This is a genomic window from Pedobacter lusitanus, from assembly GCF_040026395.1.
In the GTDB taxonomy this organism is placed as follows: Bacteria; Bacteroidota; Bacteroidia; order Sphingobacteriales; family Sphingobacteriaceae; genus Pedobacter; species Pedobacter lusitanus.
Window position 1 is genome coordinate 3,038,082 of the sequence record NZ_CP157278.1, and the last position, 24,332, is coordinate 3,062,413.

Sequence of the window (24,332 nt, forward strand, 5' to 3'; positions counted from 1 at the left end):
TGCGTAAAAAGGTGGACTCAGCGTGGACCTGTTACTGACCTGCTATGGAAACAGACCATCCCTGTACTTAACACGATTACAACAGCGTCACATTTCTTGGCAAATGTCAAAATATGTTAAACGTTAACCGATCTTATGCAACCTCCTGCTTAAATCAATATATTAGCAAGATTAATCTTGCATCATAAGCTATTCATGAACTATTTTAAATTATCATTTGTACTATCTATACTTTGCTTTTCCCTGAATTTTCAGGCATCAGCTCAACAGGACACGACAATATTAAACGCTATACTCAGCAAATCGAAGATTATCGCCGAGCAGCATCCTGTAGAAAAAGTTTATCTTCATTTTGATAAGCCTTATTATAGTGTGGCAGACACCATGTTTTTCAAAGCTTATCTCACCTTTGAACAAAACATTCCTTCGCCATTAAGTAAAGTAGTGTATGTAGATGTACTGAACAGCCAGGATTCACTGGTTAAATCACTTAAATTACCAGTTACCAATAGTATGGCCTACGGAAGTCTGGAGCTGGACATGGTGAATTTCAAACAGGGCAATTATTACGTCAGAGCTTATACGGTATGGATGTTTAACAACAGTCCGGATTATTTCTTCACCAAAACTATTCCCATTGGAGAAGCAATTGATAAAAAACTGATTACCCATTTATCTTATACAAATACACAAACTGATAAAAGTCAGGTGATCAATGCACAGATTCAGTTTAAAACCCTGGATAAAGCAATCCTGGCTAACAAACCCGTCAACTGGAGCCTGCTTTCCAACTATGAAGTAGTCAGCAAAGGTAAAGGAGTTACCGATCAGAACGGGGTGCTCAAAATCAGTATCAGTCCGCGTAAAAATGAATTCATCACTAAAGGCGATCTGACTACCGAAATCAATATGGGTAACCAGGAGACGCTTAATGCCTCTTTTGTCCTGAAACCCAAAGCAACAAGTACAGATATACAATTCTTTCCCGAAGGAGGTGAACTGATTAAAGGAATACCAACTCAGGTTGCTTTTAAAGCTATCAGACAGGATGGTCTGGCTATTGAAGTTAAAGGAACTGTAGCTGACAGCGATGGTAACCAGATTACAGCATTTAACTCTACTCATTTAGGTATGGGTACTTTCTATCTGAATCCCGAAGGTGGTAAAACCTATAAAGCCACTGTTACTTTCAGTGATGGTACAAAAAAAGTAATAGATCTGCCAAAAACTGTTGAATCAGGAGTTTCAGTACAGGCCAACACGACCAATCCAGGACTGATCAATTTCAAAATTGTAGCCAGTGACAGTTATTTCCAGCAAAATCAGGGTAAGAGTGTTTACCTGGTAGCTCAGAATGCGGGTCAGGTATACTATGCTGCACAATCAAAACTACAAACCCAGGTTACTGCAGCAAAAATACCCACGGATAAATTTCCGTCAGGAATTATTCAGCTGACTCTTTTTAATGCAACAGGCGAGCCTATAAGTGAACGTCTGGTTTTTGTATTGCATAAGAATGCGATGAACCTGACCTTAAAATCAGATCTTCCTGCTTATAAGGTCAGACAAAAAGTAAAAATGACTGTTTCTGCCAAAGATTCGACACAGCGTCTGGTTGGAAATTTCTCCCTTAGTGTAACTGACCAGCAGAAAGTACCTGTTGATGAAAACACAGAAACGACTATATTAAGTTCACTGTTACTTACTTCTGATCTTCAGGGTTTTGTAGAGAAACCAAATTACTACTTTGTTAAAACTGACGAAAAAAAACGTGCAGAACTTGATGTACTGATGCTGACACAGGGTTACCGCCGCTTCTCTTACAAAGACATTATGGTCAATAAGTTTCCGGCAAACAATTTCCTTCCCGAGCAGGGAATCAATGTGACAGGTATACTCAGAGACCGCACTGGAATGCCGGTAAGAAAAGGTGCTTTACGTTTAACCAGTCCTGGCCGGACACTTTCATCAGAGGCACTGACTACTAATTCAGGTCTTTTTACTTTCCCGAATCTTGTTTTTGAAGATGGTGCAGAGCTATTGATCAATGCAAAATACAATGCTGCGGGTAATAATATGATGATTGTACTGGACCCTCCTCCTTTCCCTGAAATAACCGGCAACCCTAACCTGGCTACAGAAGTGGTGAATATTGACAGTACTTTATCAGCCTATCTGGATAACAGTAAAAAACAATACAGCAATCTGCGTACGCTTAAAGAGGTGAAGATTACAGGAGCAACAGTTAAAAAACCAAGCCACACAGATTATACTGCGCTGACCGGCCTGAGTATGATGGCAGATCACCTGATAGACGGAGAACGTTTTCAGGGTTGTAACGATATGCTGATGTGTCTTAAAACGATGGCAATGGGGCTTACATTTGATACAGATAAATTCTTTATCACCCGCGATTATATGCAGGGTAACAAAAGCACCCCGGTACAGGTATTTATTAACGGAATGGCCGTGGATGCGATTAACTTAAGCAGTATCCAGCCTGCAGATGTAGAGTCTGTGGAAATATTCCTGAAAGATCAGCTGGGACTTGTATTTAAGAACTATAACTGTAATGGGGTATTGGTCGTGAACACGAAAAAAATCCCTAAGTCAAATATGACACTTGCCGACTTAAAGAAAATGATGCCGCAAAGCAACATGCTTAAGTTCACGCCAAAGGGATATACCAAAACAAGAGAATTCTATGCGCCTAAATACCTGACGCAAACCAGTTCATATACCGGTAACGATTTAAGAACAACCATTTACTGGAACCCTAAAATTGTAACGAATGCCACAGGCGATACAGTCCTTGAATTTTACAACGCTGATGGCAAAGGTACCTACAGAGCTGTTATTGAAGGTGTGGATGCCAACGGTAACGTAGGCCGTTATATTTACCGTTATACCGTTAAATAAAGAATCCTGGCGGACCTGAGTCTAGCTGTTAATATAACCTTCCAGCTGGGAGATGGTCTGCTTCTGGTCTTCGATGATAAATTTAACCACATCACCGATAGAGACCATACCAATCACTTTGTTATCTGCTAAAACAGGTAAATGCCTGATATGTCTGTCGGTCATTGTTTTCATACAATGATCCAGACTATCTTCATTAGTCACTGTAATTGGATTTGCAGTCATCACTTCACTTAATGGGGTATCGGCAGAAGTCTTTCCCATCAGGATAATCTTTCTTGCATAATCTCTTTCTGTAAAAATCCCCAGTAATGTACTGTCTTCCAGAATGAGTAATGCGCTGATGTTCTTTTCCATCATTACGCTGAGGGCATCCAGAACAGATGTTTCTGCCGTAACCGAAAAGATCTGTGCTGATTTAGTGCTGAGTAATTGTTTTACGGTTTTCATAACAGGTTAAGAATTAGCTATTTGAATTTACTCATTTTTTTTCAATTAGTTAATTCCTAACCTGTGTTTTTTTTAGTCGTCTTTTCTTTCTATCTGACATTTCAGTCCTTCATCACCGATGATCCCCTGGTATCTCTCCTCAATAAAGTTCTCTTCACCACAATCCCATAACGAGTATCCGTTAAGATAACGATCCAGATTTCTGGCGATTTTAAGTTTAGCTCCTACAGGCAGTTTAATCAGTAACTCGACATGCTGATCTCTCCAGTAAGCATTTTTCTGCAAATGAACTTCAGGGCTGAATTTCAGCAGCGAATCTTTCTGCATAAAGTCATAACGTATATTTTTTGCCTGATTTAAGGCTGCTGCAAAATCTCTTCCTTTTGAACTGTAGCTCTCTGTCATTGTCGCTAAATTACCTTCGCTTTTTTCTATTCTGATCGTTACACTCCGGGGTGCTGTATTAGAACTTTCCGGATCCTTCTGAATAACCTTTCCTACGTAATCAGTTGAATTCAGCTGATACCTTAAACTATCTTCTTTACTAAAAAACATAGACTTGTCTATTTCCAGTGTATACACCGGATAACTTTTCAGTGGTTTGGTCTGTGCAAAACTGGCTTCTTCTTTAAATTCACCGCCAATCTTTGCGACAAAGAAAATACCAACCGAAAGTGCACCTAACCAGATTAACAATAAACCATAGGATACCATCTGATTTACCGGACGGGTGTTGAAAGCCATTCTTACCGAAAGCAGGATTAATCCAAGCAAAGGTATACCTGCTGTAATAAATACCGAAACACTAAAAAGGGTCAGATAAGATCCGTTAACGATATTAAAAGGAAAAACCTGTGTCACTCCCGAATACCAGACACCAAGAACTGCTGCCAGTGCAACAAAATCGCTCAAGAGCAAAACTGATCCGGTAATGAGTAAAATGATCGCGATGAACTTAAAAATGACCTTTCCCGAGCCTTGTAAAAAACTGCCTAAAACTGCAATAAATTCAGTGACGAAATTACCTGACTGTTTTACCAGTGGCTGCAAATGTTCATTAGCGTTTTTGAAATTCTCTTTCAAGTTGGACAGCTCTTCTTCAAAACTTCTTTTAAAACCCTGCAGGTTAGCAGCCTCCCCTTTCATAGCCATTTTCTCGGCCCGGGTAGATGCTTTAGGTATAGCAATCCACAAGACCAGGTAAGCAATCAGGCCAGACCCGCCTAATAAAACCGATAATACAGTAACTACACGTAAAATACTGACATCCATTTTAAGATAATGACTCAAACCGGAACAAACCCCGGCTACCATTGCCTCTTCTGTGTCTCTGTATATTTTACGTTCGGCAAAAGCAGAAGAGTAAGCATAGTTATAATCAGCTGCCGGCTCATCTGCTGACTGATCTTCGAAATCTTTAACAGAACCCATCAGACCGATCACCACCTGAACATCTTCCCGCTCAATAACCTGCTTTTGCTGTGTATGCAGTATTTCGGTAAACATTTCAGCTATTCTGTTTTCAATATCAGATACGATTTCAAAATCATCGGCACTTTTACCAAAATGCTGTTTAACTTCTATCAGGTAACCGGTGAGTAACTCATAGGCATCTTCTTCCAGGTGAATGATAGAATTACCAATATTTATATTTAATGTCTTCTTCATGGCTTTATAGATTTGTGTGGTTCTTCGATTTCGCTATTGCAAAGGATAATTCCTCCCAGGTTCCGTCTAACTGGGCCAGTATGGATGTACCCAATGGTGTTAGTGTATAATATTTACGCGGCGGCCCCGAAGTGGATTCGACCCAGTTATAACCCAGCAGCCCGTTATTTTTCAACCTGGTCAGCAGCGGATAGAGCGTCCCTTCTACAACCAGTAATTTCGCCGACTTCAGTTCGGCTATAATATCAGAGGCATAAATTTCTCCTCTTGATATAATCAGGAGCACACAATATTCCAGTATGCCCTTGCGCATTTGCGTTTGTGTATTTTCTGCTATCATAATTCAAAGTTATGTGTTTTATATAGTAATATGCAATACATAGTACTGTACAAAACAGAATTAAAAATGTAACATACTGATATAGTGACAGATAATTTTATGTTAAAAAATAATTCAGCGAGATATTTACTGAATATTTTCAAAAAAACGTGCAGAATCAGGAATTGAACGGACTGATTTTCAACAGCAGAAATGGGTAATCCGGAGTATCATCTGCTTTGTCCGAAGTCCGAAAAGAAGCAAAGAATGCTGTCTGTATGCTGCTTTACCGAAGGCTGGATTTCCAGACAAAAACTGTTCGCTAAACAGTACACAGACAACTGGTTGACTGTCATATCACCGTTCAAAAAAAGTATTTTGCTATAAAATAAAAAAGCAATGTCAACAGAAAGAAATAATTATTAACATTTTAACATGACCTGGCTTTTTTGGCGCAGCATTTGTCTTAAGCTAAGAGATCATTAAATACTCGGATATGCTAATTAAATTGAATCTGTTAACTCATGCCTTTGCCAGGTCAGAGCGCGTGAGACAAGAAAAAGCGATAACTCAAAAACAATGGGTTAATATCGATAGGGTAGTAATGATTATACTGTTCCTTGGCGTTATTGCCGGAGCAATTATCTTCTCCTAGCACAATAAGAATCTGAATAATATATTAATTTTTTAGCGTTCATCTTTCAGATGAACGCTTTTTTTATGCTTTATAATAACAAGGTGTCAATCCGGTGTGCCATGACACGCTGCTGCAAAGGAGACCAGGAATAAATCGTAAAATGTCCATCCTGAGAAGCTACCAGTGCAATGGCATCGTTCTGATCCTGTATAAACTGTGCTGCCGAAAGATGACGGGTGCCGCCTACCTTAGCCGGATGCATGACTACTGCACCACCGCCTGCAATGGGTTCTATAAATGATAATTCTTCTATCAGTTCTTTACCTTTTGCCCTGCCTATTTTTGCACCAAATGCCAGTAACTCATATTCATCACTGATCACTGTTGCACCATCGATAGCAGTTAAACCTGCCAGATGTTCAACTTCTCTTTTCAGTACGGTCTGCCAGAAAATCTGACTGGCCTGTTTCCTGTCTTGTTTTAACAGGTTAGATAAACCACAAAAAGCAGGTTGTATACCGTATTGTATAGGTTTGATAATAGATTGCAGCCAATTCCTGTTCCCGTTTGGAACCACTAATAATGTTCCCCCGCGCTGATGGGAACGCATAGAGACTGCCAGCTGTATCAGCACATTGACCGTATCGTTCCAGTAAGAAGGTGCGGTAAGGTCTAAAAGAGACAGTAACATTGGCGGAGCATCGGGATGCCGCGCACTATTCACATCCACAATCTTGATCTGATCGCCTTTGAGCACTGCAATATTGGTGAATTTGCCAAAGCCATAAATCCTGCGGTGTTTGATCACCAGCAGGGCGGGTTCTGAAACATCCAGTACGAAACAGAAATTAGGAATACTGGTGGTTGTACCCCAGATATATAGTTCTCCATCTTCCTGCCAGACTCCGATGTGAATACCTGCACGTTCAACACCTGGTGCAATCTTGGTTAAGACTGTAGGGTTAAGCGGCAGACGATTTTTAAAAAGTAAAGGACTGCCTCCCTGTGCGGGCGGCAAAAAAGCCAGTGATATTTTTGGAGAATGACCTTCTTCCTTACGGATACTTGCCCAAAAGGTAGCATCTATAATAGCTTCAACAATCTCTGCCGAAGGCAAAGGAGCAAGATCTTCTTCTCCACTTTCTCTGGCAGCGGCCAGATGCTGCGCAAAAATAGCTTCAACTTTAGGAGCGATAATTTGTGCCGCCTGATAAGTGGGTTTATAGATCATGGCTTAAAGTTAAGATATTAAATTATTTTTTCCATCGCTTTCTGCTCCATTCTGCCTGCTCATCTACTGACAAATAGGTCCAGGCTACAAAACGACTCTGCTTCTGTCCCTGAGCCATTTCTACGGTCCTCACTCCTTTTACACCCACTTTATCCAAAGCATAATAGACCGTTGAAAGATGAGCGCTTTTAGAAACCAGTGTGGTAAACCAGCTGCATTGTCTGGCGATCCGGGCACTTTCTTCTATCATCCTGCGGATAAACTCTACCTCTCCTCCTTTACACCATAATTCTGAATGCTGACCACCAAAATTAAGGACGACTTCTCTTCCTTTCTGCTTACCCAGGTTACGGACTTTACGCTGGCTGCCCATTTGTGCTTCTTCGGCAGAAGCATGAAAAGGCGGGTTACATAAAGTAAGATCGAACAGTTCGCCGGGCTTAACTATTCCATTAAAGATATTTGAAGAAGAGTTCTGCAGTCTGAAAGACAGATCAGCAGTCAGTGATGGATTAACCGCAGCAATATTAGTTGCCGAACTGACAGCTCTTTTATCTACATCAGAGCCAACAAATGACCATCCATACTCCTGATGACCAATAATCGGATAAACACAGTTCGCCCCCACGCCGATATCCAGTACTTTGACCGAATTACCTCTGGGAATGCTATTGCCGTTTACTGAGGCCAGTAAATCTGCCAGGTAATGGATATAATCTGCCCTGCCGGGAATAGGCGGACAAAGATAGTTTTCAGGGATATCCCAGTCTGATAATCCATAAAAATGGATCAGCAAAGCTTTATTCAGTGTCTTTACTGCTACAGGATTTGAAAAATCCACAGATTGATCTCCATAAGGATTGATAAATACAAATGGTTCCAGCTGCGGACAACTGTTAATTAATTGTGGAAAATCATACCTCGAACGGTGCTGATTTCTGGGATGAAGGATTTGTTTTTCAACAGACATAATTTAACGCTTACCCAAAGGTAAGCGTTAATTGATAGATATTGCGGGATAAATCTATGATTTAACCACAGGGGCCAGAAAATCGGCCGGCATTTCTGCTGCATTTAACATGAAATTATGGAGCTCATAATTCTTAATGAATGGCTTTAATGACTCACTTCCAGGACCAAACATAGTGAGTTCTACATAATCGGCTGTATGGTTCATGCCGGCCCATTGTACCAGTGTATATTTTCCGAGAATTCTGGCCAGTTCATTAAACGGCAGATTAGCGGCATTGTATAATTGTCCCGGAACAATATCCGAGAAATGTGTTAGTAACTGTTTCGCTTCAGCAGGTGTAATTCCGATTCCTGTCCCTGCTTCAATCAGTTCGGTCACATTCTTTTCCGCCGATGCGTTATTCAGCTGATTTAAGATCCAGTCATTGCTATGCTTAAAATGCTGAATACGATCAAAGTCTTTATAGGTATCTCCATAAAACAATCCTGGATTGGCATTGCCGTGATCGGTAGTAATGATCACGAGTGTCTCCCCATCTTTTTCTGCAAATTCGATTGCCTGACCTACCGCTTCGTCAAAAGCCAGCTGATCAAAAATCAAACCTCCGGTATCATTACCATGAGCGGCCCAGTCTACTTTACCACCTTCTACCTGCAAAGCAAAACCTTTAGGGTTATCTTTCATTAAGGAAATGGCTTTATTCATCATTTCTGCCAGTGAAGGCACTTTCTTCATTAACTCAGGAGAGTTTTTACGATCGATTTCATAGGGTAAACCATCAGGTGCGAAAATCCCGATTACCGGCCCCGAATTTTTAAGATTCATCATTTCATCCCTGTTCTGCGCAACTTTAAATCCCTGGGCAAGAAACTGAGGTATAATGCTTCCGCCTTTTCTTTTGTCATCAAAATGTTCAGCACCTCCGCCCAACATGACATCGAACTTTAACTTCAGGTACATCTCTGCAATTTCATCCTGTCCGTCACGGCTGTCTATGTTTACACAGAAGCCAGCTGGTGTGGCATGGGTAACAGGCACCGTAGTTACGCAACCTACTTTTTTACCACCCTGTTTGAATTTCTGTAAAATTGGCTGTGGTGTCTCTCCTTTCGGACCTACGTTCAGAGACCCATTTTTAACGCGCATACCACCGCCCCACGAAGAACTGGCAGCAGCAGAATCCGTAACCAGTGAGTTTGCCGATGCAGTATCCATCAATGCCCTGTTCACTTTAGCATCTTTATACAACTGTATCCAGTGAGTTCCTTTACCAAAGGCACGGTTCGAGTAAATGTCTGCCATATTCAGCGTACCAGTACTCATTCCATCGCTAACCAGCATAATGATATTCTTCGCCTTTTTAGCATAGGGTTTAGCCTGTGCCAGCAGTTCTGCCGGTGATATAAATGGCAAACCTAAACCGGCAAGTAAACCGCCTTTCAATAGTGATCTTCTGTTCATAGTTTTGTTCTTTCTGATAATAAACAGGGCAAAGGTATATTCTGGCTGTAGGCTTAAACAGAACCTGACATTACCATTTTGTTAATAAAAACAAAAGCCGTCTGTTTGATGAACAAACAGACGGCTTTGAAATATGATCAATCTAAAGGTTAATGATTAGTCCTTACTCCCTTTTCATTTTCACCATGCCCCCGCTTAGCACAGTACAACCCAAAACCGAGTATATACAGATAACATAATGCCGGCAGGATAAATGAAATTTGAATGCCTTTGGAATCAGCAATACTCCCTTGTATTAACGGTAACAAGGCTCCGCCTAATATGGCCATCACCAGCAGGGATGAGCCCTGGCTTACATATTTTCCCAGTCCGGAGATAGACAGGGTGTAAATATTGGAAAACATGATGGAGTTAAACAGACCGATACCTAAAATCGGGTATAAAGCCATGCTGCCTTTGCTGAAAACTGAAAACAGCAATAAGGCGATATTCACTCCTGCAAAAATAACCAGTGTACGTGCCGGAGCAGATTTACCGATCACAAAAGCAATGATGTTTAAGATAATAAATACGATAAAGAAACTGGTTTGTGCAAAGGTCAGATCAACGATACTGAATACCACCAGATACACTGCTGCTGCAGTAAGAACCATATAGATCAGCTTCTTTGTCTGCGGTAGTTCGCTCAGTGAAATAGACCCCAGAAATCTTCCGATCATTGCTCCACCCCAGTACAGCGCGAGATAGTTTTTACTAACCACTTCTGTCAGATTGGTAATATCAGGCTGTTCCATAAAGGCAATCAGCAAACTTCCTATACCTACTTCGGCTCCCACATAACAGAAGATGCCAAAAATCCCCATTTTCAGCTGAGGAAATTTCAAAGCCCCCAAACCTCTTTCTGATGATTCTTCACTACTGAAAGAGGGTAGCTTCACCATAGCAATAACTACAGCCAGCAAAACAAGGATACCTGCAAAAATAAGATAGGGAATACGCGTAGAATCTGCTGATGCGGTTCCGTTTTTTTCCAGAAACAGGGTAAAAATTAAGTGTCCGCCCAGAATCGGGGCAATAGTAGTTCCGAAGGAATTAAAGGCCTGGGTCAGGTTTAAACGACTTGAAGCACTTTCTTCAGGTCCTAACAGGGTTACATAGGCATTCGCTGTGATCTGTAAAATGGTAAAGCCCAAACCCAGCACAAATAATGCAGCCAGAAAGACTCCATAGACTGATAATGTCGCTGCGGGATAAAATAGGCAGCAGCCTGCAGCCGAAAGCAGCACCCCGGCGATAATTCCTTTTTTATAACCCACTTTGTTAACCGGATCACCATTAAAATAGGAAATCAGGAAGTAAATTAATGACCCGATAAAATAAGCACCAAAAAAAGCAAACTGAACCAGCATTGACTGCTGAAAATTCAGCTTAAACTGCACCTTTAAATGCGGAATAAGAATATCATTCATGCAGGTGATAAATCCCCACATAAAGAAAAGAAGCGTCATCGTAACAAGAGGAATAATAGAACTATTTTTTTTAACTGGGGTAGTGGTTTCCATGTCTGATTAAATATCTGAATTTGTTAATTGTGGAAATAGGCTTTTTGATATTCCTAAATCGAATCAGCAAATAAAAGAAAATAAACTGTTTCTTGCGGGGTAAATTGTGTTGGTCTGGTAAAAATAACGTTGTAAGCGGGTATGAAAACCAAATATTGAGTTAATTCTGTAAGTTTGACTGACAGCTGATATTATGCGAAGATTAATCAAGAGTTTTGGATATGCGTTATCCGGAATTGCTTATACGGTAAAAACGCAAATGAATTTTAAGATCCACCTGGTTGCTACACTGCTGGTTGGAATCGCGGGGTGGTATTTACAACTATCCGGCAATGAATGGCTATGGATTTTACTGGCTATCGGTCTGGTTCTTGTGGCCGAACTTTTAAATACGGCGATAGAACTTTTGGTTGACCTGGTCTCGCCGGAATTCAATGTTCAGGCCGGAAAAGTAAAAGATGTAGCTGCCGGTGCTGTTATTGTCGCTGCTTTTATTTCGGTAATTATTGCAGCGCTGATTTTTATCCCCAAACTGATCTGATATGCTCCACAAAACCCGTGGCATAGTGTTAAAAACAACTTTATACAGTGAAAACAGTGTGGTTGTACAAATCTTTACGGCTAAATTTGGCATTCAGTCTTATATGATCAATGGGGTAAAAAAACCAAAGGCCAAAATCAGGATGAATATGCTGCAGGCGCTGCATCTGGTGGATATGGTGGTTTATCATAAAGCGAATACAAGTATACAGCGTATTGCTGAGCTCAGGCCTTCTCCTGTTTTCCGTACTATTCCCTATGATATTATCAAAAGCACTATCATTATTTTCCTCAATGAGGTACTTTATAAAAGTATCCGTCAGCAAAATGCAGATGAGAATATTTTTGACTATATCTTCAATGCGGTTTGCTGGTTTGATGAAACTGATCAGGTCAGTGCAAACTTTCATCTTGCTTTTTTATTAAAATTATCGAGATTTCTGGGTTTTGCTCCGAGTACGCAAACTAAAAGTGACCAGAGTTACTTCGATTTACAGGAGGGAGAATTCAAATCATTAACGCCCGTACATCCCTATTTTATGGAGAAATCGATTGCAGAATTATTTATTTCGCTCTTCATAACACCTTTTGAAAAATTAAATGAAATAAAAATAGATAATACGACAAGGAGACTGATTCTTGATAAAATACTGATATACTACACCTTACATACTGCTTCTTTTGGGGAAATAAAATCTCATCAGGTATTGGAAGAAATCTTATCCTAAAAATATTAAAAAAGTTTTGGAGTTTTAGTTTAGAGGTGTATATTTGCACTCCCAACAACGAGGAACAGCTTACTCAGCTGGCTTAACAGCAAAAAGAGTATGAATCAAAGGGGAGATTAGCTCAGCTGGTTCAGAGCACCTGCCTTACAAGCAGGGGGTCACTGGTTCGAACCCAGTATCTCCCACTAAATAAGCCCTTCGATAAAATAGAAGGGTTTTTATTTAAACCAAAGCCGGTCAGGCTCTAAAATGACAGAACCAAAGGGAGATTAGCTCAGCTGGTTCAGAGCACCTGCCTTACAAGCAGGGGGTCACTGGTTCGAACCCAGTATCTCCCACTTCAAAAAGCCTTTCAGTAATACTGAGAGGCTTTTTCCGTTTACAGGCTTTTGTATTATCCTCCTGAATATTATATTTAATTTCTCCCCGGCTAAGTTTCTTTTACGCAGTCTCTCCACCCTGCTAATATTTATTTTTCCACAAACACAATAATTAATATTACACTAACACGAGTGCCTTTTTATCCGTATATTTTTGTCTGCTAAACAAAAATTTCAGATATGAAAAAAACTCTACTCTTGATCTTATTATTTTCAGGCTTCTTTCTGCCGGCAAAGATCTTTGCTCAGATTGTACGCTGGGACTTTACCGGGCTCGGGGCTTTGGTAAGCGCTGCAGCTACTTATGCTGATCCGGGACTTTCTGCTGCTCCGGTATTGACAAGATCGGCATCAGCTGCTCAAAGTGCTGGTGCCAATTCCTTCAGAACAGTTAAATTCGGGAATACCCCAATTACTATAGCAAACGCCAATTATTTTGAATTTTCACTTTCGGCTGCGAGCGGAAAAAAAATCTCACTCTCCACAATTGATGCTGCTTATCAGGGTACAGCCAGCTATTTTGCAGGCGCCGGTGCATCAAATCAGTTTGCCTATAGTTTGAATGGAGGTCCGTTTACCTTAATCGGTTCACCGACCATCATTACAAAAACAGGATTGCTGCCTGCGGTTGTCTATCCGACGATTGACCTGTCCGGTGTAACTGCTTTACAAAATGTAGCTTCAGGAACGACCATTACTTTCCGTTATTTTGCCAGCGGACAAACCACAACTGGTGGATGGGGTTTCTTTTCACCTGATCCAAATCAGGGATTAAAAATCGGAGGTACAGTTACAGACATTGGAGGTGGCACAGATCTCACCCCGCCTGTGAACGCTTCAACTTATCCTAAAGTCAGCAATATCACTTCAACTTCTATAGACCTGTTAAGTAACATCAATGAAGCAGGAACTACTTATTACGTTTTAATCCCTGTTGCAGGAACAGCTCCATCAACTACTGCACAAATTAAAGCAGGTCTGGACGGCAATGGAACAGCCGCCTTCAAATCAGGTTCTTTTCTCAATACAGCAAATTCAGATGCCGTATTTACACTAAATGGTTTAAGTCCTGCTACTGGTTATAAAATTTTTGTGGTATCGGCCGATGCTGCTGCTACACCAAATCTTCAAACCAGTTTTGCAACTATAAATACGACTACAATAGCTGCCGGTGATTTAACTCCTCCGGTTAATGCAGCAACTTATCCGAAGGTTAACGGCATCACATCGGGTTCAGTTAATCTGTTAAGCAACATCAATGAGGCGGGAACTACTTATTATGTTTTAATCCCGGCTACAGGAACAGCTCCATCAACTACTGCACAGGTTAAAGCTGGTCTGGATGGCAATGGAGCAGCTGCTTTCAAAGCGGGCTCTTTGATCAACGCCGCAAATACCGAGGCTTCAGTTAGTATTAACGGACTGGCTGCATCAACAGCCTATAACATTTATGTCGTTGCTGCTGATGCTGCCACAACACCAAATCTACAGACCAGTATTACCACATTAAATACGGCAACGACGGGTGCACCCCTTGTCAGTGCACCCATTATCATCAGTCAGTACTATGAGGGTGCTTCAGTCAATAAATGGATTGAACTAACCAATGTTGGAAATACGCCTTTAAACACCGCTTCTCCACAAATCAAATTAGCCTTATATAATATTTCAGGGGATGCAGGCCCAATCAATATTACTTCTGCCCCATCACAGATAATGGATCTGAATGTAATTATTCCTGCTCAGGGTTCTGTATTAATCGGGAATACCGGAAATGGAAATGAGGTCCCTTATTTAAAACCTGCCAGTGCTGCACAGAATAATAATTCTGTGATCAATTTCAATGGGAATGATGGTATCGCCATACTTGATGCCTCCAATAATATCATTGATGCTTTTGGCCAGGGTGTGAACGCGAAAGATGTCTCTTATGTCAGAAATATCACCGTTACCGCTCCAAGCCCGACTTTTATTGCTGATGACTGGACCAGATTACCACTGGCTACCGTACAGAATGCCATTGATGATGATGACCTGAATGGACTGGGTGTACATTTTCCGCCTAATTTATCACCATGTGCTGCACCCACAGTGGCACCGGTTGCATTAGTTTTCAGCGGGGTAACCACAAGTAGTATTACTGCAACTTTTACAGCTTCAACCGATGCCAATGAATACCTGGTAATCCGCAGCACAAACAGCAGTCTGACTGCATTGCCGCAGGATGGTACTGTTTATAACAGTGGTACTGCAATTGGAGGGGGAACAGTTGCCGGACGTCTGGTAAACAATACGCTGACAGATAACAACCTGATCAGTTCAACAAAATATTATTACTTCATTTTCCCTTTAAATAATGTTTCCTGTACAGGTGGCCCGAAATATCTGACAGCAAATTATCTGACCGGAAATGAGACCACCAAAACGCTGGCAGCCTGTGCGACTCCTGCTTCCCAGCCTCAGAATTTCAGCGTTACTTCATCAAATTACAATTTCATTCAGGGCAGTTATCAGCCAGCAGGCGGAACTGATGAATATCTTGTCGTGATGAGTACCAGCAATACGCTTACCGCCAACCCACTGAACCAAACAGTCTACAATACCGGAGATCAGATTGGTGGTGGTACCGTAATTAAAAGAGGAACCGGCAACAGCTTTATCAGAAGCGGACTTGCACAAAATACTACTTACTATTTCTTTATTTTCTCTGTAAACAGCAGCTGCAGCGGCGGACCTCTATACCTGACAACAGCACCGCTTACAGGTATTCAGAAAACGGGTATTTTAGACGCCGACAATTTAAATTTCTATTACGGAAACCTGCATAGTCACAGCAGTTATTCGGATGGAAATAAAGATGATACAAGGAAAAAACCGGAAGACGATTATGCTTTTGCCAAAAACTCCATGAAAATGGACTTTTTAGGTATTTCAGAGCATAACCATACGCAGGCAGGTATGTCACTGGCTAACTGGAAACCAGGTATTGATGCGGCAAAAAATGCAACTACATCAACTTTCCTTGCACTTCATGGTATGGAATGGGGTGTAATCAGTGGCGGTGGTCACGTTATCGTTTATGGTATTGATTCTCTGATTGGATGGGAATCCGGAGAGAACCAGATTTATGTTCCAAAAAGCACTTATACAGGTAATAACGGATTATTCAGAGTGATTAACCGTCATGGTCTGAATGCCATTGCGACACTGGCTCACCCTAATACAACTGACTTCAACAATATTTCTGCTACTTATGATCTGAGTGCGGATAGTGCGATTGTAGGAGCAGCTTTAGAAAGCGGACCTGCTTTTTCAACGAACCTGACTTATTCTGATCCGGCCAGCTCTATGAGCTATCTGAGTTATTATAACCGGATGCTTGCCCGGGGTTATCATCTGGGAGCGACTATTGATCATGATAATCATAATATGACTTTTGGTCGTCATACACGTGCCAGACTGGTGGTTTTAGCACCCGCACTTACCGAAAATGATCTGCTTGATGCGATGAAGAAAATGCGTTTTTACGCCTCAGAAGATTCGGCTGCAAAAGTAACCTTCCTGCTGAATAAAGAACCGGTTGGTAGTGTGTTTACTGGTGCGGGTGTCCCTGAGATTTCTGTCAGCACTGCAACGACCAGCCCGGTAACCAGTATTAAATTACTTTATGGTACACCAGGCAGTGGTAATTCCCCTGTTCAGGTCACCAGCAGTACTACAGGAACCTTAAATTTTACGCATAGTGATTTAGCCAATCTGACTACAGGTTATTATTATGCTGACATCGTTGAAACAGACGGAAGCAGAATCATCACTTCTCCGATCTGGTACAGCCGTGATGATAGTTATGTTAAAAAAACACAGACTATTACACTTGTTCCTGAAAGAAGTGCAACTTATGGAGATCCTGATCTGGAAATAGGTGCAAGCAGTGATAATCCGGCTATTAAACTGACTTATACCAGCAGTGATACCGGCAAAGCAACAGTTACTGACGGAAAAATACAGCTGCTGAAAGCGGGTAAAGTGACTATCACTGCCAATCAGAAAGGTGATGCTTATTTTAGCCCGGCAACTGCACAGCAAATACTGACTATTATTCCGAAGACTATTTTTGTTAAAGCTGAAGCCAAACAAAAATTAACAGGTGTTGCCGATCCGGCGTTAACCTATACAGCGACACCGGCATTAATTGGTACAGCTGCATTTACGGGTACATTAATCAGAGATGCAGGTGAAAATGCAGGTAGTTATACCATCAATCGTGGTACACTGGCGCTGGATTCCAACTATGCGATTAATTATACGCCTGCTGCATTTAAAATTATTGAAAGGCCTTCAGGAAATATCAGCGGAGATATCAGCACTACAGTTAATGCGCCATCTCCTGTGGTCACTTTTACCGCAAAAACTGGTACCGGACCATTTACTTTTACTTATACAGTTAACGATGGTACGGCTCAAACTTTAACTTCAACAGAAAATACAGTTACCATACAGGTGCCAACTACTGCCGCAGGGACTTTTACTTATAAACTAACCGGAATTGCCGATGCCAACAGCAGTGAAAGTCAGAATTTATCTTCAACTGTCATTGTTCATCCGCTGCCGGCTGCAACTGTTACAGGTACAAAAAGTATCTGTTTAAATTCCCCTGCGCAGACGATTACATTTACGGGAACTAATGGAACCGCTCCCTATACCTTTACTTATAATATCAACGGGGGTAATTCATTAACTGTTACTACAACCAGTGGTAATGCTGCAACTGTTTCTGCACTGGCAACTACTGCGGGTAAGTTTGTTTATAACCTGATCTCAGTTACTGACGCAAATGCCACGCAGGTACAAAGTGGTACAGCTACGCTTACGGTTAATCCACTGGCAACTGCAGCAATATCAGGTTCAGCTTCAGCAAGTGTGAATGGGGTATCTCCTCTTATTACCTTTACTGCAGCGCTTGGAACAGCACCCTATACTTTCACTTATAATGTGAATGGCGGCACCAATCAAACGATTTCTGCTGTTACCGGTAATACGGTTACTGTGGCTGCATCAACCCGGACAGAAGGTACTTTTGTCTACAATTTAGTCAGCGTAGGCGATGCGAATTGCAGTCAGCTGCAAACAGGGTCGGCAACCGTAATTGTACATGCGCTGCCTACAGCCAGTGTCAGCGGATCTGCACAGGTTTGTGCTGGTGGAAAATCCCCGGTAATCACCTTTACTGGTGCCGGCGGAACTGCTCCTTATACTTTTACCTATACGCTAAATGGAAGCAGCAAAACCATTACAACCAATTCTGCCCTGGCTACTTTAACTGTACCGGCAAACAATTCAGGGACGTATACCTACACACTTTTAAGTGTAGCAGATGCTTACGGATCTCAGGCTCAAACCGGCAGTGCAGTAGTGACTGTTAATGATTTACCGGTAATACAGATCATCAGTGATAAAGGAGAAAGTATCTCTAAAGGAGATGTCATACAGCTTACTGCCACCGGTGGTACCAGATACAGCTGGACCGGAAGTGACATACTTGCAGGACAAAATAACCAGATTTTAACCATCAGGCCAAAACAAAGCGGCACTTATAAGGTAACAGTAGTTAATGCGGGCGGATGCAGTGCGGATCAGACTATCTACATTACGGTTATTGATGATTATAAACTGGAAGCCGGAACCCTGGTTACACCAAATGGTGATGGTATCAATGATAAGTTCGTAATTAAGAATATCGATTATTATCCAAACAATACGCTGAAATTATTTGATAAGGCCGGCCGTGTATTTTACACTAAAAGATCATATGCGAATGACTGGGATGGTACGGTAAATGGCAGCCCGCTTACCGAAGGCACCTATTACTACATTCTGGAGCTTGGCCCCGGTTTAGGAACATTGAAAGGTTATATCAATATTTTAAGAGACAAATAATAAGCAGACATGAGATTAATTATATATATAAAGCAGATCAGCCGTATAACCTTGTGCTTAATGCTTGGTACAGTTCTATTTTCCGGTACCGCAAAAAGTCAGATATTACCGCTTAATGCTCAGTATTTTCAGAACAGATATTTTGCAAATCCATCTATGGCGGGGATTGGCAGCGGTCTGAATATCAACGCCAGCTTACGTAAACAATGGTCCAATATCCCCGGTGCACCACTTACCCAGGGAATTACTTTAGACCAGCAATTAGACAAAGTTGGTCTTGGTGTCAACGTCTACAATGAAAAAGCCGGAGGCATACAGATCACCAAAGCAATGGCTACTTTCGCTTATCATTTACCACTGAATGAGAGGGATCAGCAATTGAATTTTGGTGTTTCTTTTGGTACAAGCCGCGAGAGATTTGACATGAGCAGCGTGCACAACAGTGATAGCAATGATCCGTCTATAGCGCGTTTTAATGACAGGGGTTATTATTTTGACGGCGACTTTGGTGCATCTTATACTTCTGACGGACTGAATATTGAGGCTGCTTTACCTAATATGCGGTCAGTACTCAGAAAGGACGATATCAATTATGCGGACAAACCTACATTTTACACTGCGATTAGTTATAAACTGGCTTTTGGCAGTGGTATGGACGGGGTCAACCTGGAACCTAAAGGGGTGTTCAGAGGTATAAAGAACTATAAAAATCTATGGGACGCTGGTGTAAATGCCAATTTTGCAGATAACAAGTTAACTGTAATGGGTATGTATCACAGTACAGAGAATGCGACCGTGGGCTTTGGTATAAACTACATGAAGAGTTTATATATTATGGCTTATTACAATACGGCAACTTCTGCATTGAAAGGTAATACCGGGGGTGATTTTGAAATTAACCTCCGTTTTAACTTAGGCAGAAAATAAACTGAAGACTGTAAAAAGCCCCGGCCGGACACGATCCGGCCGGGGCTTTTTATTTATTGTGCCACCGAAGTCTGATGGTTATAGTCTTTAACTATCGTGTTTAAGAAAGCCAGCTCATGCATCCCCACTGGTAAACTCACGCCCAGGCGGACCTTGATTTTATCTGCCATTGCATAAATCAATTCGTAATGAGCAGTTTTATAATAGGTAGTCAGGACTTCATGAATCAGCTCCATATCCTGATCCGTTAACTGATGAACATTGGTAAAAACAGGAATATATTCTTCTTCTACGGGTTCAAAAGCAATTTGTTCAATAGTGGTACGACCAACAGTTTTAATCACTGTAGTTCCGGCTACCAGGTCGCCAATCCTTTGCTTACGTTCAGACAGGATAACACAAAGCAAACCTCCTACCTGACCAGTCAGCCAGAAATCAACCAGTCTGAACAACCAGCGGATAAAATACTGACCTATACTTGCCTGTCCGCCATCCAGACTGATCACTTTAATCTTCATTAATTTTTTACCCGGACTCTGGCCTTTGAAAAAGATCTCACAAATCAGATGGTAAAAAACATAGACTGCGCCGTAAAAAATCATCAGCCCTATAAAAACAGCACTTGTGTCACGTACCGAAGACAATCCTCCAAACAGGAAAAATAATAAAAGTCCTACGCTCAGCAGGCCAAAATCTATCATTCTTGCCGCTATACGCTCACCTAAACCGGCAACAGGATAGTCAATATCGACATGCTGGCTGGTGTTTACTTTTATTGTTTCCATTAAGTTCAAATATAATATTGATATTTAATTTTTTGTTGCAAAATCACTTTTTGTAAGTATTTTAACCGAAAATTAGATTCGACATGAGGGAGGCTTTGTTCGTTAAACAGAATTCTGAGAAATGGAAGGCCTATGAGCGTATACCTGCAACAAATCCGGATGAGGTTGCGGAACGTTTTATCGACATCACCAATGATCTCTCTTATGCCAAAACTTTTTATCCGAAATCCAAAACCACAGCCTATTTAAATGGCCTGGCTTCAACCCTGCATCAGTCTATTTACCGGAATAAAAAGGAAGATAAAAACAGATTAGTCAATTTCTGGAAATTTGAGTTACCACTGCTTTTTTATACTTACAGAATGCAGATACTTTATGCTTTTCTGTTTTTCATTATCTCGGCATCCATAGGGGCACTTTCAGCAAAGTACGATGATAATTTTATCAGGCTTATCCTGGGAGACAGTTATGTAAATATGACGAATGAAAACATTGCCAAAGGAGATCCTTTCGGAGTTTATAAACATACTTCAGAGTTCCCGATGTTTTTCTCTATTGCTGCCAATAACATTTATGTATCTCTGCTGATGTTTGTAAGTGGTATCTTTCTTTCAATCGGCCCGATATTCTATCTGCTCCAGAACGGGATTATGCTGGGTTCTTTTGAATACTATTTTTTCAGCAGAGGGCTCGGTCTGCAGTCTGTGCTGGTGATCTGGATTCATGGTACGCTGGAAATTTCTGCAATCATTATTGCAGGAGCAGCTGGTCTCGTACTGGGACATGGTCTGCTATTCCCCAAAACCTATACCCGTTTCCAGGCTTTCAAAAGAAGTGCTAAAGATGGGACCAAAATCGCATTGGGTCTGGTTCCGATCCTATTGGCAGCTGCTTTCTTTGAAGGCTTTATTACCCGTCACACAGAAATGCCGGTATGGCTGAGTATAACTATCCTTGGAGCATCCCTGGTATTTATCATCTGGTATGTCCTGCTGTACCCGGCAATTCTTTCAAAACGTAATCAACTTCATAAAAATGTCTGAAAAAGTAGAATTCAAAAAACTCAGAGAGTTTGGAGATATCATTAATGATACCATCCGGTTCTTTAAAGAGAATTTCAAGCCCTTATTAAGAGTATTCATTTATTTCTGCGGTGCCTTTATTCTGGCGGGAATGGCTGCCTCTATCATGCAGCAGATTGGTATGCAAAAGACAATCAGAGATATGGATGTCGCCAATACTTATGGCAAACTTAAAGGCATATTCTCTGTTTCTTATTTTTTGGTATTTATTATTGCCATGCTGAATTATACAGCAATGACTGTATCTGTAACAAGCTTTATAGCATTATATATAGAAAAAGGGAATACTGCTCCTACAGTAGATGAGGTATGGGGTTATTTTAAGTATTATTTTCTCAGGGTACTCGGGAGCAGCGTCCTGCTCAGCATGCTCATGATCTTTAGTTTTGCCTTATGCCTGCTGCCTGGCATATATATGTTTCCGGCAATATCACTGATGATTCCGGTCATGATTTTTGAGAATGGCAGCCTGGGTTACGCTTTCAGCCATGCTTTCAAATTATTAAAAGAACAATGGTGGATTACTGCGGCCACCCTGTTTATTCTGTGGATAATTACCTATGCAACGACCTCTTTCGCCTCTTTACCAGCCATTATTCTGACTATGGTAAGCACGCTGGCCAACGGCTCAAAAGGATTGAGTAATGGGGTTATTATCTTTTCTACAATTCTTCAGTATCTCTGCCAGGTTTTTATGATTATACCGATAATCGGAATTGCACTTTGTTATTTTAATCTTTCGGAACGCCAGAACAGCGGCGGCCTGATGGAGCGCATTCAGAAAATGGGACAGCATGCAGATCCCTTTGCCAACAAAGAAGAATACTAGTATGCTTAAATACCTGATCGCACTGCTGTTTTTATTTTTCAATTTACAGTCCTCTCCTGTTCATGCGAACCAGGCTGTAGCTGTAAAAGTGCTCCAGCTTAAAAGTGACAGCAGCAAGCTACAGCTCAGCAGTTTTGATTTAAAGAAGATTGATACTTATAAACAGCAGTCTGATTTCAAATATGATCAGCTGGTAACGCTGGATAGTACTTTATGGGACAGGTTCTGGACCTGGTTCTGGAAACAGTTTAGCGGGGTTACATTTTCCGGCCACTCCACCAGCTTTCTCAGATATTTGATTATCGCAGCTTTTGTTGCATTGATTGTCTTTATCATCATTAAATTCACAGGGGTTGATTTCAGGCTGTTCAGTGGAAAATCCAAGGCTATAACCATCCCCTATACTGAATCTGCTGATAATATTCATGAGATAGATTTCAAAACTGAAATAGATAAGGCCATCATGAGTGCCAATTACAGAATGGCAGTCAGACTGATGTATCTGCGTTCACTAAAGAAACTAAGCAACAGCAATCTGATTAACTGGCAACCGGAAAAAACCAATCAGACCTATATCTCAGAAATCAGTGATCCGCATCAGAGAGCACAGTTCAGCCAGCTGACCACACAGTTTGAATACATCTGGTATGGTGAATTCTTTATTGATAAAGAGAATTTTAACCAGGTAAAAAACAGTTATGACCAGTTTAATACTGAAATGCGATGAAGGGTATGAAATTATATCTTATCGGCAGCGCCACAGCATTGGTCTTATATCTTGTTGCCCAATATTATAAACCCAGACCAACTGACTGGTCTCCAAGTTATTTAAAAGAGGATAAAATCCCCTATGGGTTATATATTTTAAATCATGAAAAGGCTACCCTTTTCCCGGAGGCGGCTTTTAAAACATCCAGACTACCGGTCTATAATACGCTGAAAGCTAACCGGCATCAAAACACAGCTTATCTGTTTATTGCTGGTGGTTTAAAGTTTGATAAACTGGATTATCAGGAACTGGTGAGATTTATGAATCAGGGAAACCAGGTCTTTATTGCAGCTTTCGATCTGGGAAAAGTACTTACTGATACGCTTAAACTGGAAACAAATACAACATTTCTGGCTAAAACAGGTTCCATCCCGATACACTTTGTCAATCCTGCACTGAAACCGGCCACCAATTATATTTTTAACAGGGGAATAAGCGATCAGTATTTTTCCAGAGTTGATTCTTCCCGTTGTATTGTACTTGGAAGGAATGCAAAGGGTGATGTCAATTTTATTAAATATGCTTTTGGTAAAGGAGCTCTGTATATTTTGCCTAATCCGCAGTTATTAACCAATTATAGTTTATTAAATCCTGCAGGTGCGGATTATGCGGCCAAAGCACTTTCTTATCTGCAAAAACCTGAAATGCTGATCTGGGATGAAAATAACACGAAAGGAAGTTCCACTAATGAATCCATTCTGAGTGTATTCATTAAATACGATCAGTTGCGCTGGGCATACTATCTCTCCCTTGCCGGACTGATAATTTTTGTGGCTTTTGAAATTAAACGAAGACAGCGTATCATCCCTGTTTTACTGCCACTGCAAAACTCTTCTGCCGAATTTGTAAAGGTTGTAGGAAAAGTATATTATCAGCAACGTGACAATACTGATATTGCACAAAAAAAGATCAGTTACTTTTTAGAATATATCCGGTTAACTTACCGGCTTAAAACCTTAAAAACTGATGAGGACCTGATTTCCTCCTTAATCCTGATATCGGGTGCCCAGGAAGAAACGACCAGAAAATTATTCACTGTCATCGGTGAGATCCAAAATGGAAATAAGGTTACTGATAATCTGCTCATTGAGCTGAATAAACTAATAGAGAAATTTTATAATCAAGCGAAATAATA

The 24,332-nt window shown here is 41.0% G+C and carries 18 protein-coding genes and 2 tRNA genes; 12 read left to right on the plus strand and 8 right to left on the minus strand.

Going from position 1 to position 24,332, the window contains the following annotated elements; genetic code table 11:
- Positions 1–195 precede the first annotated feature (195 nt).
- Complete coding sequence (locus tag PL_RS12950) at positions 196–2,919, plus strand: carboxypeptidase regulatory-like domain-containing protein (protein ID WP_348619685.1); 2,724 nt, start codon at positions 196–198, stop codon at positions 2,917–2,919.
- 21 nt (positions 2,920–2,940) lie between these two features.
- Here PL_RS12950 and PL_RS12955 read toward each other — a convergent pair whose 3' ends face one another.
- The 3 genes from PL_RS12955 to PL_RS12965 all read right to left on the minus strand — a co-directional run bounded on the left by PL_RS12955 (position 2,941) and on the right by PL_RS12965 (position 5,377).
- Positions 2,941–3,369, minus strand: coding sequence for a CBS domain-containing protein (locus tag PL_RS12955; protein ID WP_041886036.1), 429 nt, complete (start codon positions 3,367–3,369; stop codon positions 2,941–2,943).
- 72 nt (positions 3,370–3,441) lie between these two features.
- Entirely contained in the window at positions 3,442–5,037 is a 1,596-nt protein-coding gene (locus PL_RS12960; RefSeq protein WP_348619686.1) for a PspC domain-containing protein, read from the minus strand.
- A 4-nt stretch (positions 5,038–5,041) separates the two neighbouring features.
- A complete protein-coding gene (locus PL_RS12965) occupies positions 5,042–5,377 on the minus strand; it encodes a PadR family transcriptional regulator (protein ID WP_041881640.1) in 336 nt (111 codons plus the stop codon).
- 475 nt (positions 5,378–5,852) lie between these two features.
- On the opposite strand from PL_RS12965, the gene PL_RS12970 reads away from it, so the two are divergent.
- Positions 5,853–6,011, plus strand: coding sequence for a hypothetical protein (locus PL_RS12970; RefSeq protein ID WP_162836341.1), 159 nt, complete (start codon positions 5,853–5,855; stop codon positions 6,009–6,011).
- Between the two features lie 70 nt (positions 6,012–6,081).
- Here PL_RS12970 and PL_RS12975 read toward each other — a convergent pair whose 3' ends face one another.
- From PL_RS12975 to PL_RS12990, 4 genes are all read right to left on the minus strand, one after another.
- Entirely contained in the window at positions 6,082–7,224 is a 1,143-nt protein-coding gene (locus PL_RS12975) for a putative sensor domain DACNV-containing protein (protein WP_041881637.1), read from the minus strand.
- A gap of 22 nt (positions 7,225–7,246) precedes the next feature.
- On the minus strand, positions 7,247–8,194 hold the full coding sequence (gene rlmF / locus PL_RS12980) for a 23S rRNA (adenine(1618)-N(6))-methyltransferase RlmF (protein WP_041881635.1): 948 nt from the start codon (positions 8,192–8,194) through the stop codon (positions 7,247–7,249).
- 54 nt (positions 8,195–8,248) lie between these two features.
- Positions 8,249–9,658 carry an alkaline phosphatase gene (locus tag PL_RS12985; protein WP_041881632.1) on the minus strand — a complete coding sequence of 470 codons (1,410 nt, stop codon included), beginning with the start codon at positions 9,656–9,658 and terminating at the stop codon, positions 8,249–8,251.
- A gap of 149 nt (positions 9,659–9,807) precedes the next feature.
- Positions 9,808–11,220 (minus strand): sugar MFS transporter, encoded by a 1,413-nt coding sequence (locus PL_RS12990; protein ID WP_348619687.1) that lies wholly within the window; start codon positions 11,218–11,220, stop codon positions 9,808–9,810.
- A gap of 193 nt (positions 11,221–11,413) precedes the next feature.
- Between PL_RS12990 and PL_RS12995 the strand changes: the two genes are divergently transcribed.
- The 6 genes from PL_RS12995 to PL_RS13020 all read left to right on the plus strand — a co-directional run bounded on the left by PL_RS12995 (position 11,414) and on the right by PL_RS13020 (position 19,732).
- Positions 11,414–11,761, plus strand: a complete 348-nt coding sequence (locus tag PL_RS12995) for a diacylglycerol kinase family protein (protein ID WP_041881628.1) — start codon at positions 11,414–11,416, stop codon at positions 11,759–11,761.
- A 1-nt stretch (position 11,762) separates the two neighbouring features.
- Complete coding sequence (gene recO / locus PL_RS13000; RefSeq protein WP_041881625.1) at positions 11,763–12,488, plus strand: DNA repair protein RecO; 726 nt, start codon at positions 11,763–11,765, stop codon at positions 12,486–12,488.
- 110 nt (positions 12,489–12,598) lie between these two features.
- Positions 12,599–12,673: transfer RNA gene (locus PL_RS13005), tRNA-Val, on the plus strand.
- A gap of 78 nt (positions 12,674–12,751) precedes the next feature.
- A tRNA-Val gene (locus PL_RS13010) sits at positions 12,752–12,826 on the plus strand.
- A gap of 222 nt (positions 12,827–13,048) precedes the next feature.
- The gene (locus tag PL_RS13015; RefSeq protein ID WP_041881623.1) at positions 13,049–18,805 is read left to right on the plus strand and encodes a gliding motility-associated C-terminal domain-containing protein; all 5,757 of its coding nucleotides are present in this window, start codon (positions 13,049–13,051) and stop codon (positions 18,803–18,805) included.
- Positions 18,806–18,865: 60 nt separating this feature from the next.
- The gene (locus PL_RS13020; RefSeq protein ID WP_041881658.1) at positions 18,866–19,732 is read left to right on the plus strand and encodes a PorP/SprF family type IX secretion system membrane protein; all 867 of its coding nucleotides are present in this window, start codon (positions 18,866–18,868) and stop codon (positions 19,730–19,732) included.
- Positions 19,733–19,785: 53 nt separating this feature from the next.
- Here the strand turns inward: PL_RS13020 and PL_RS13025 are convergent, their stop codons facing one another.
- Positions 19,786–20,517 (minus strand): RDD family protein, encoded by a 732-nt coding sequence (locus PL_RS13025; protein WP_041881619.1) that lies wholly within the window; start codon positions 20,515–20,517, stop codon positions 19,786–19,788.
- Between the two features lie 83 nt (positions 20,518–20,600).
- Here PL_RS13025 and PL_RS13030 point away from each other — a divergent pair, with 83 nt between their 5' ends.
- The 4 genes from PL_RS13030 to PL_RS13045 are packed head-to-tail and all read left to right on the plus strand — an operon-like array spanning position 20,601 to position 24,330.
- Complete coding sequence (locus PL_RS13030) at positions 20,601–21,560, plus strand: stage II sporulation protein M (RefSeq protein ID WP_041881616.1); 960 nt, start codon at positions 20,601–20,603, stop codon at positions 21,558–21,560.
- On the plus strand, positions 21,553–22,428 hold the full coding sequence (locus tag PL_RS13035) for a hypothetical protein (protein ID WP_041881613.1): 876 nt from the start codon (positions 21,553–21,555) through the stop codon (positions 22,426–22,428). The genes PL_RS13030 and PL_RS13035 overlap by 8 nt, the downstream gene beginning before the upstream one ends.
- A gap of 1 nt (position 22,429) precedes the next feature.
- Complete coding sequence (locus PL_RS13040) at positions 22,430–23,155, plus strand: DUF4129 domain-containing protein (protein ID WP_052496249.1); 726 nt, start codon at positions 22,430–22,432, stop codon at positions 23,153–23,155.
- A gap of 5 nt (positions 23,156–23,160) precedes the next feature.
- A complete protein-coding gene (locus PL_RS13045; RefSeq protein ID WP_235324518.1) occupies positions 23,161–24,330 on the plus strand; it encodes a DUF4350 domain-containing protein in 1,170 nt (389 codons plus the stop codon).
- Positions 24,331–24,332 lie beyond the last annotated feature (2 nt).

Bases quoted from the DNA above. Each gene is read 5' to 3' on its own strand.
- PL_RS12975 (WP_041881637.1), bottom strand. From the start codon at position 7,224: ATGATCTATAAACCCACTTATCAGGCGGCACAAATTATCGCTCCTAAA.
- PL_RS13040 (WP_052496249.1), top strand. From the start codon at position 22,430: ATGCTTAAATACCTGATCGCACTGCTGTTTTTATTTTTCAATTTACAG.
- PL_RS12950 (WP_348619685.1), top strand. From the start codon at position 196: ATGAACTATTTTAAATTATCATTTGTACTATCTATACTTTGCTTTTCC.
- rlmF (WP_041881635.1), bottom strand. From the start codon at position 8,194: ATGTCTGTTGAAAAACAAATCCTTCATCCCAGAAATCAGCACCGTTCG.
- PL_RS12995 (WP_041881628.1), top strand. From the start codon at position 11,414: ATGCGAAGATTAATCAAGAGTTTTGGATATGCGTTATCCGGAATTGCT.
- PL_RS12965 (WP_041881640.1), bottom strand. From the start codon at position 5,377: ATGATAGCAGAAAATACACAAACGCAAATGCGCAAGGGCATACTGGAA.
- PL_RS12970 (WP_162836341.1), top strand. From the start codon at position 5,853: ATGCTAATTAAATTGAATCTGTTAACTCATGCCTTTGCCAGGTCAGAG.
- PL_RS12990 (WP_348619687.1), bottom strand. From the start codon at position 11,220: ATGGAAACCACTACCCCAGTTAAAAAAAATAGTTCTATTATTCCTCTT.
- PL_RS13025 (WP_041881619.1), bottom strand. From the start codon at position 20,517: ATGGAAACAATAAAAGTAAACACCAGCCAGCATGTCGATATTGACTAT.
- PL_RS12985 (WP_041881632.1), bottom strand. From the start codon at position 9,658: ATGAACAGAAGATCACTATTGAAAGGCGGTTTACTTGCCGGTTTAGGT.
- PL_RS12955 (WP_041886036.1), bottom strand. From the start codon at position 3,369: ATGAAAACCGTAAAACAATTACTCAGCACTAAATCAGCACAGATCTTT.
- PL_RS13035 (WP_041881613.1), top strand. From the start codon at position 21,553: ATGTCTGAAAAAGTAGAATTCAAAAAACTCAGAGAGTTTGGAGATATC.
- PL_RS12960 (WP_348619686.1), bottom strand. From the start codon at position 5,037: ATGAAGAAGACATTAAATATAAATATTGGTAATTCTATCATTCACCTG.
- PL_RS13045 (WP_235324518.1), top strand. From the start codon at position 23,161: ATGAAATTATATCTTATCGGCAGCGCCACAGCATTGGTCTTATATCTT.
- PL_RS13030 (WP_041881616.1), top strand. From the start codon at position 20,601: ATGAGGGAGGCTTTGTTCGTTAAACAGAATTCTGAGAAATGGAAGGCC.
- recO (WP_041881625.1), top strand. From the start codon at position 11,763: ATGCTCCACAAAACCCGTGGCATAGTGTTAAAAACAACTTTATACAGT.
- PL_RS13015 (WP_041881623.1), top strand. From the start codon at position 13,049: ATGAAAAAAACTCTACTCTTGATCTTATTATTTTCAGGCTTCTTTCTG.
- PL_RS13020 (WP_041881658.1), top strand. From the start codon at position 18,866: ATGCTTGGTACAGTTCTATTTTCCGGTACCGCAAAAAGTCAGATATTA.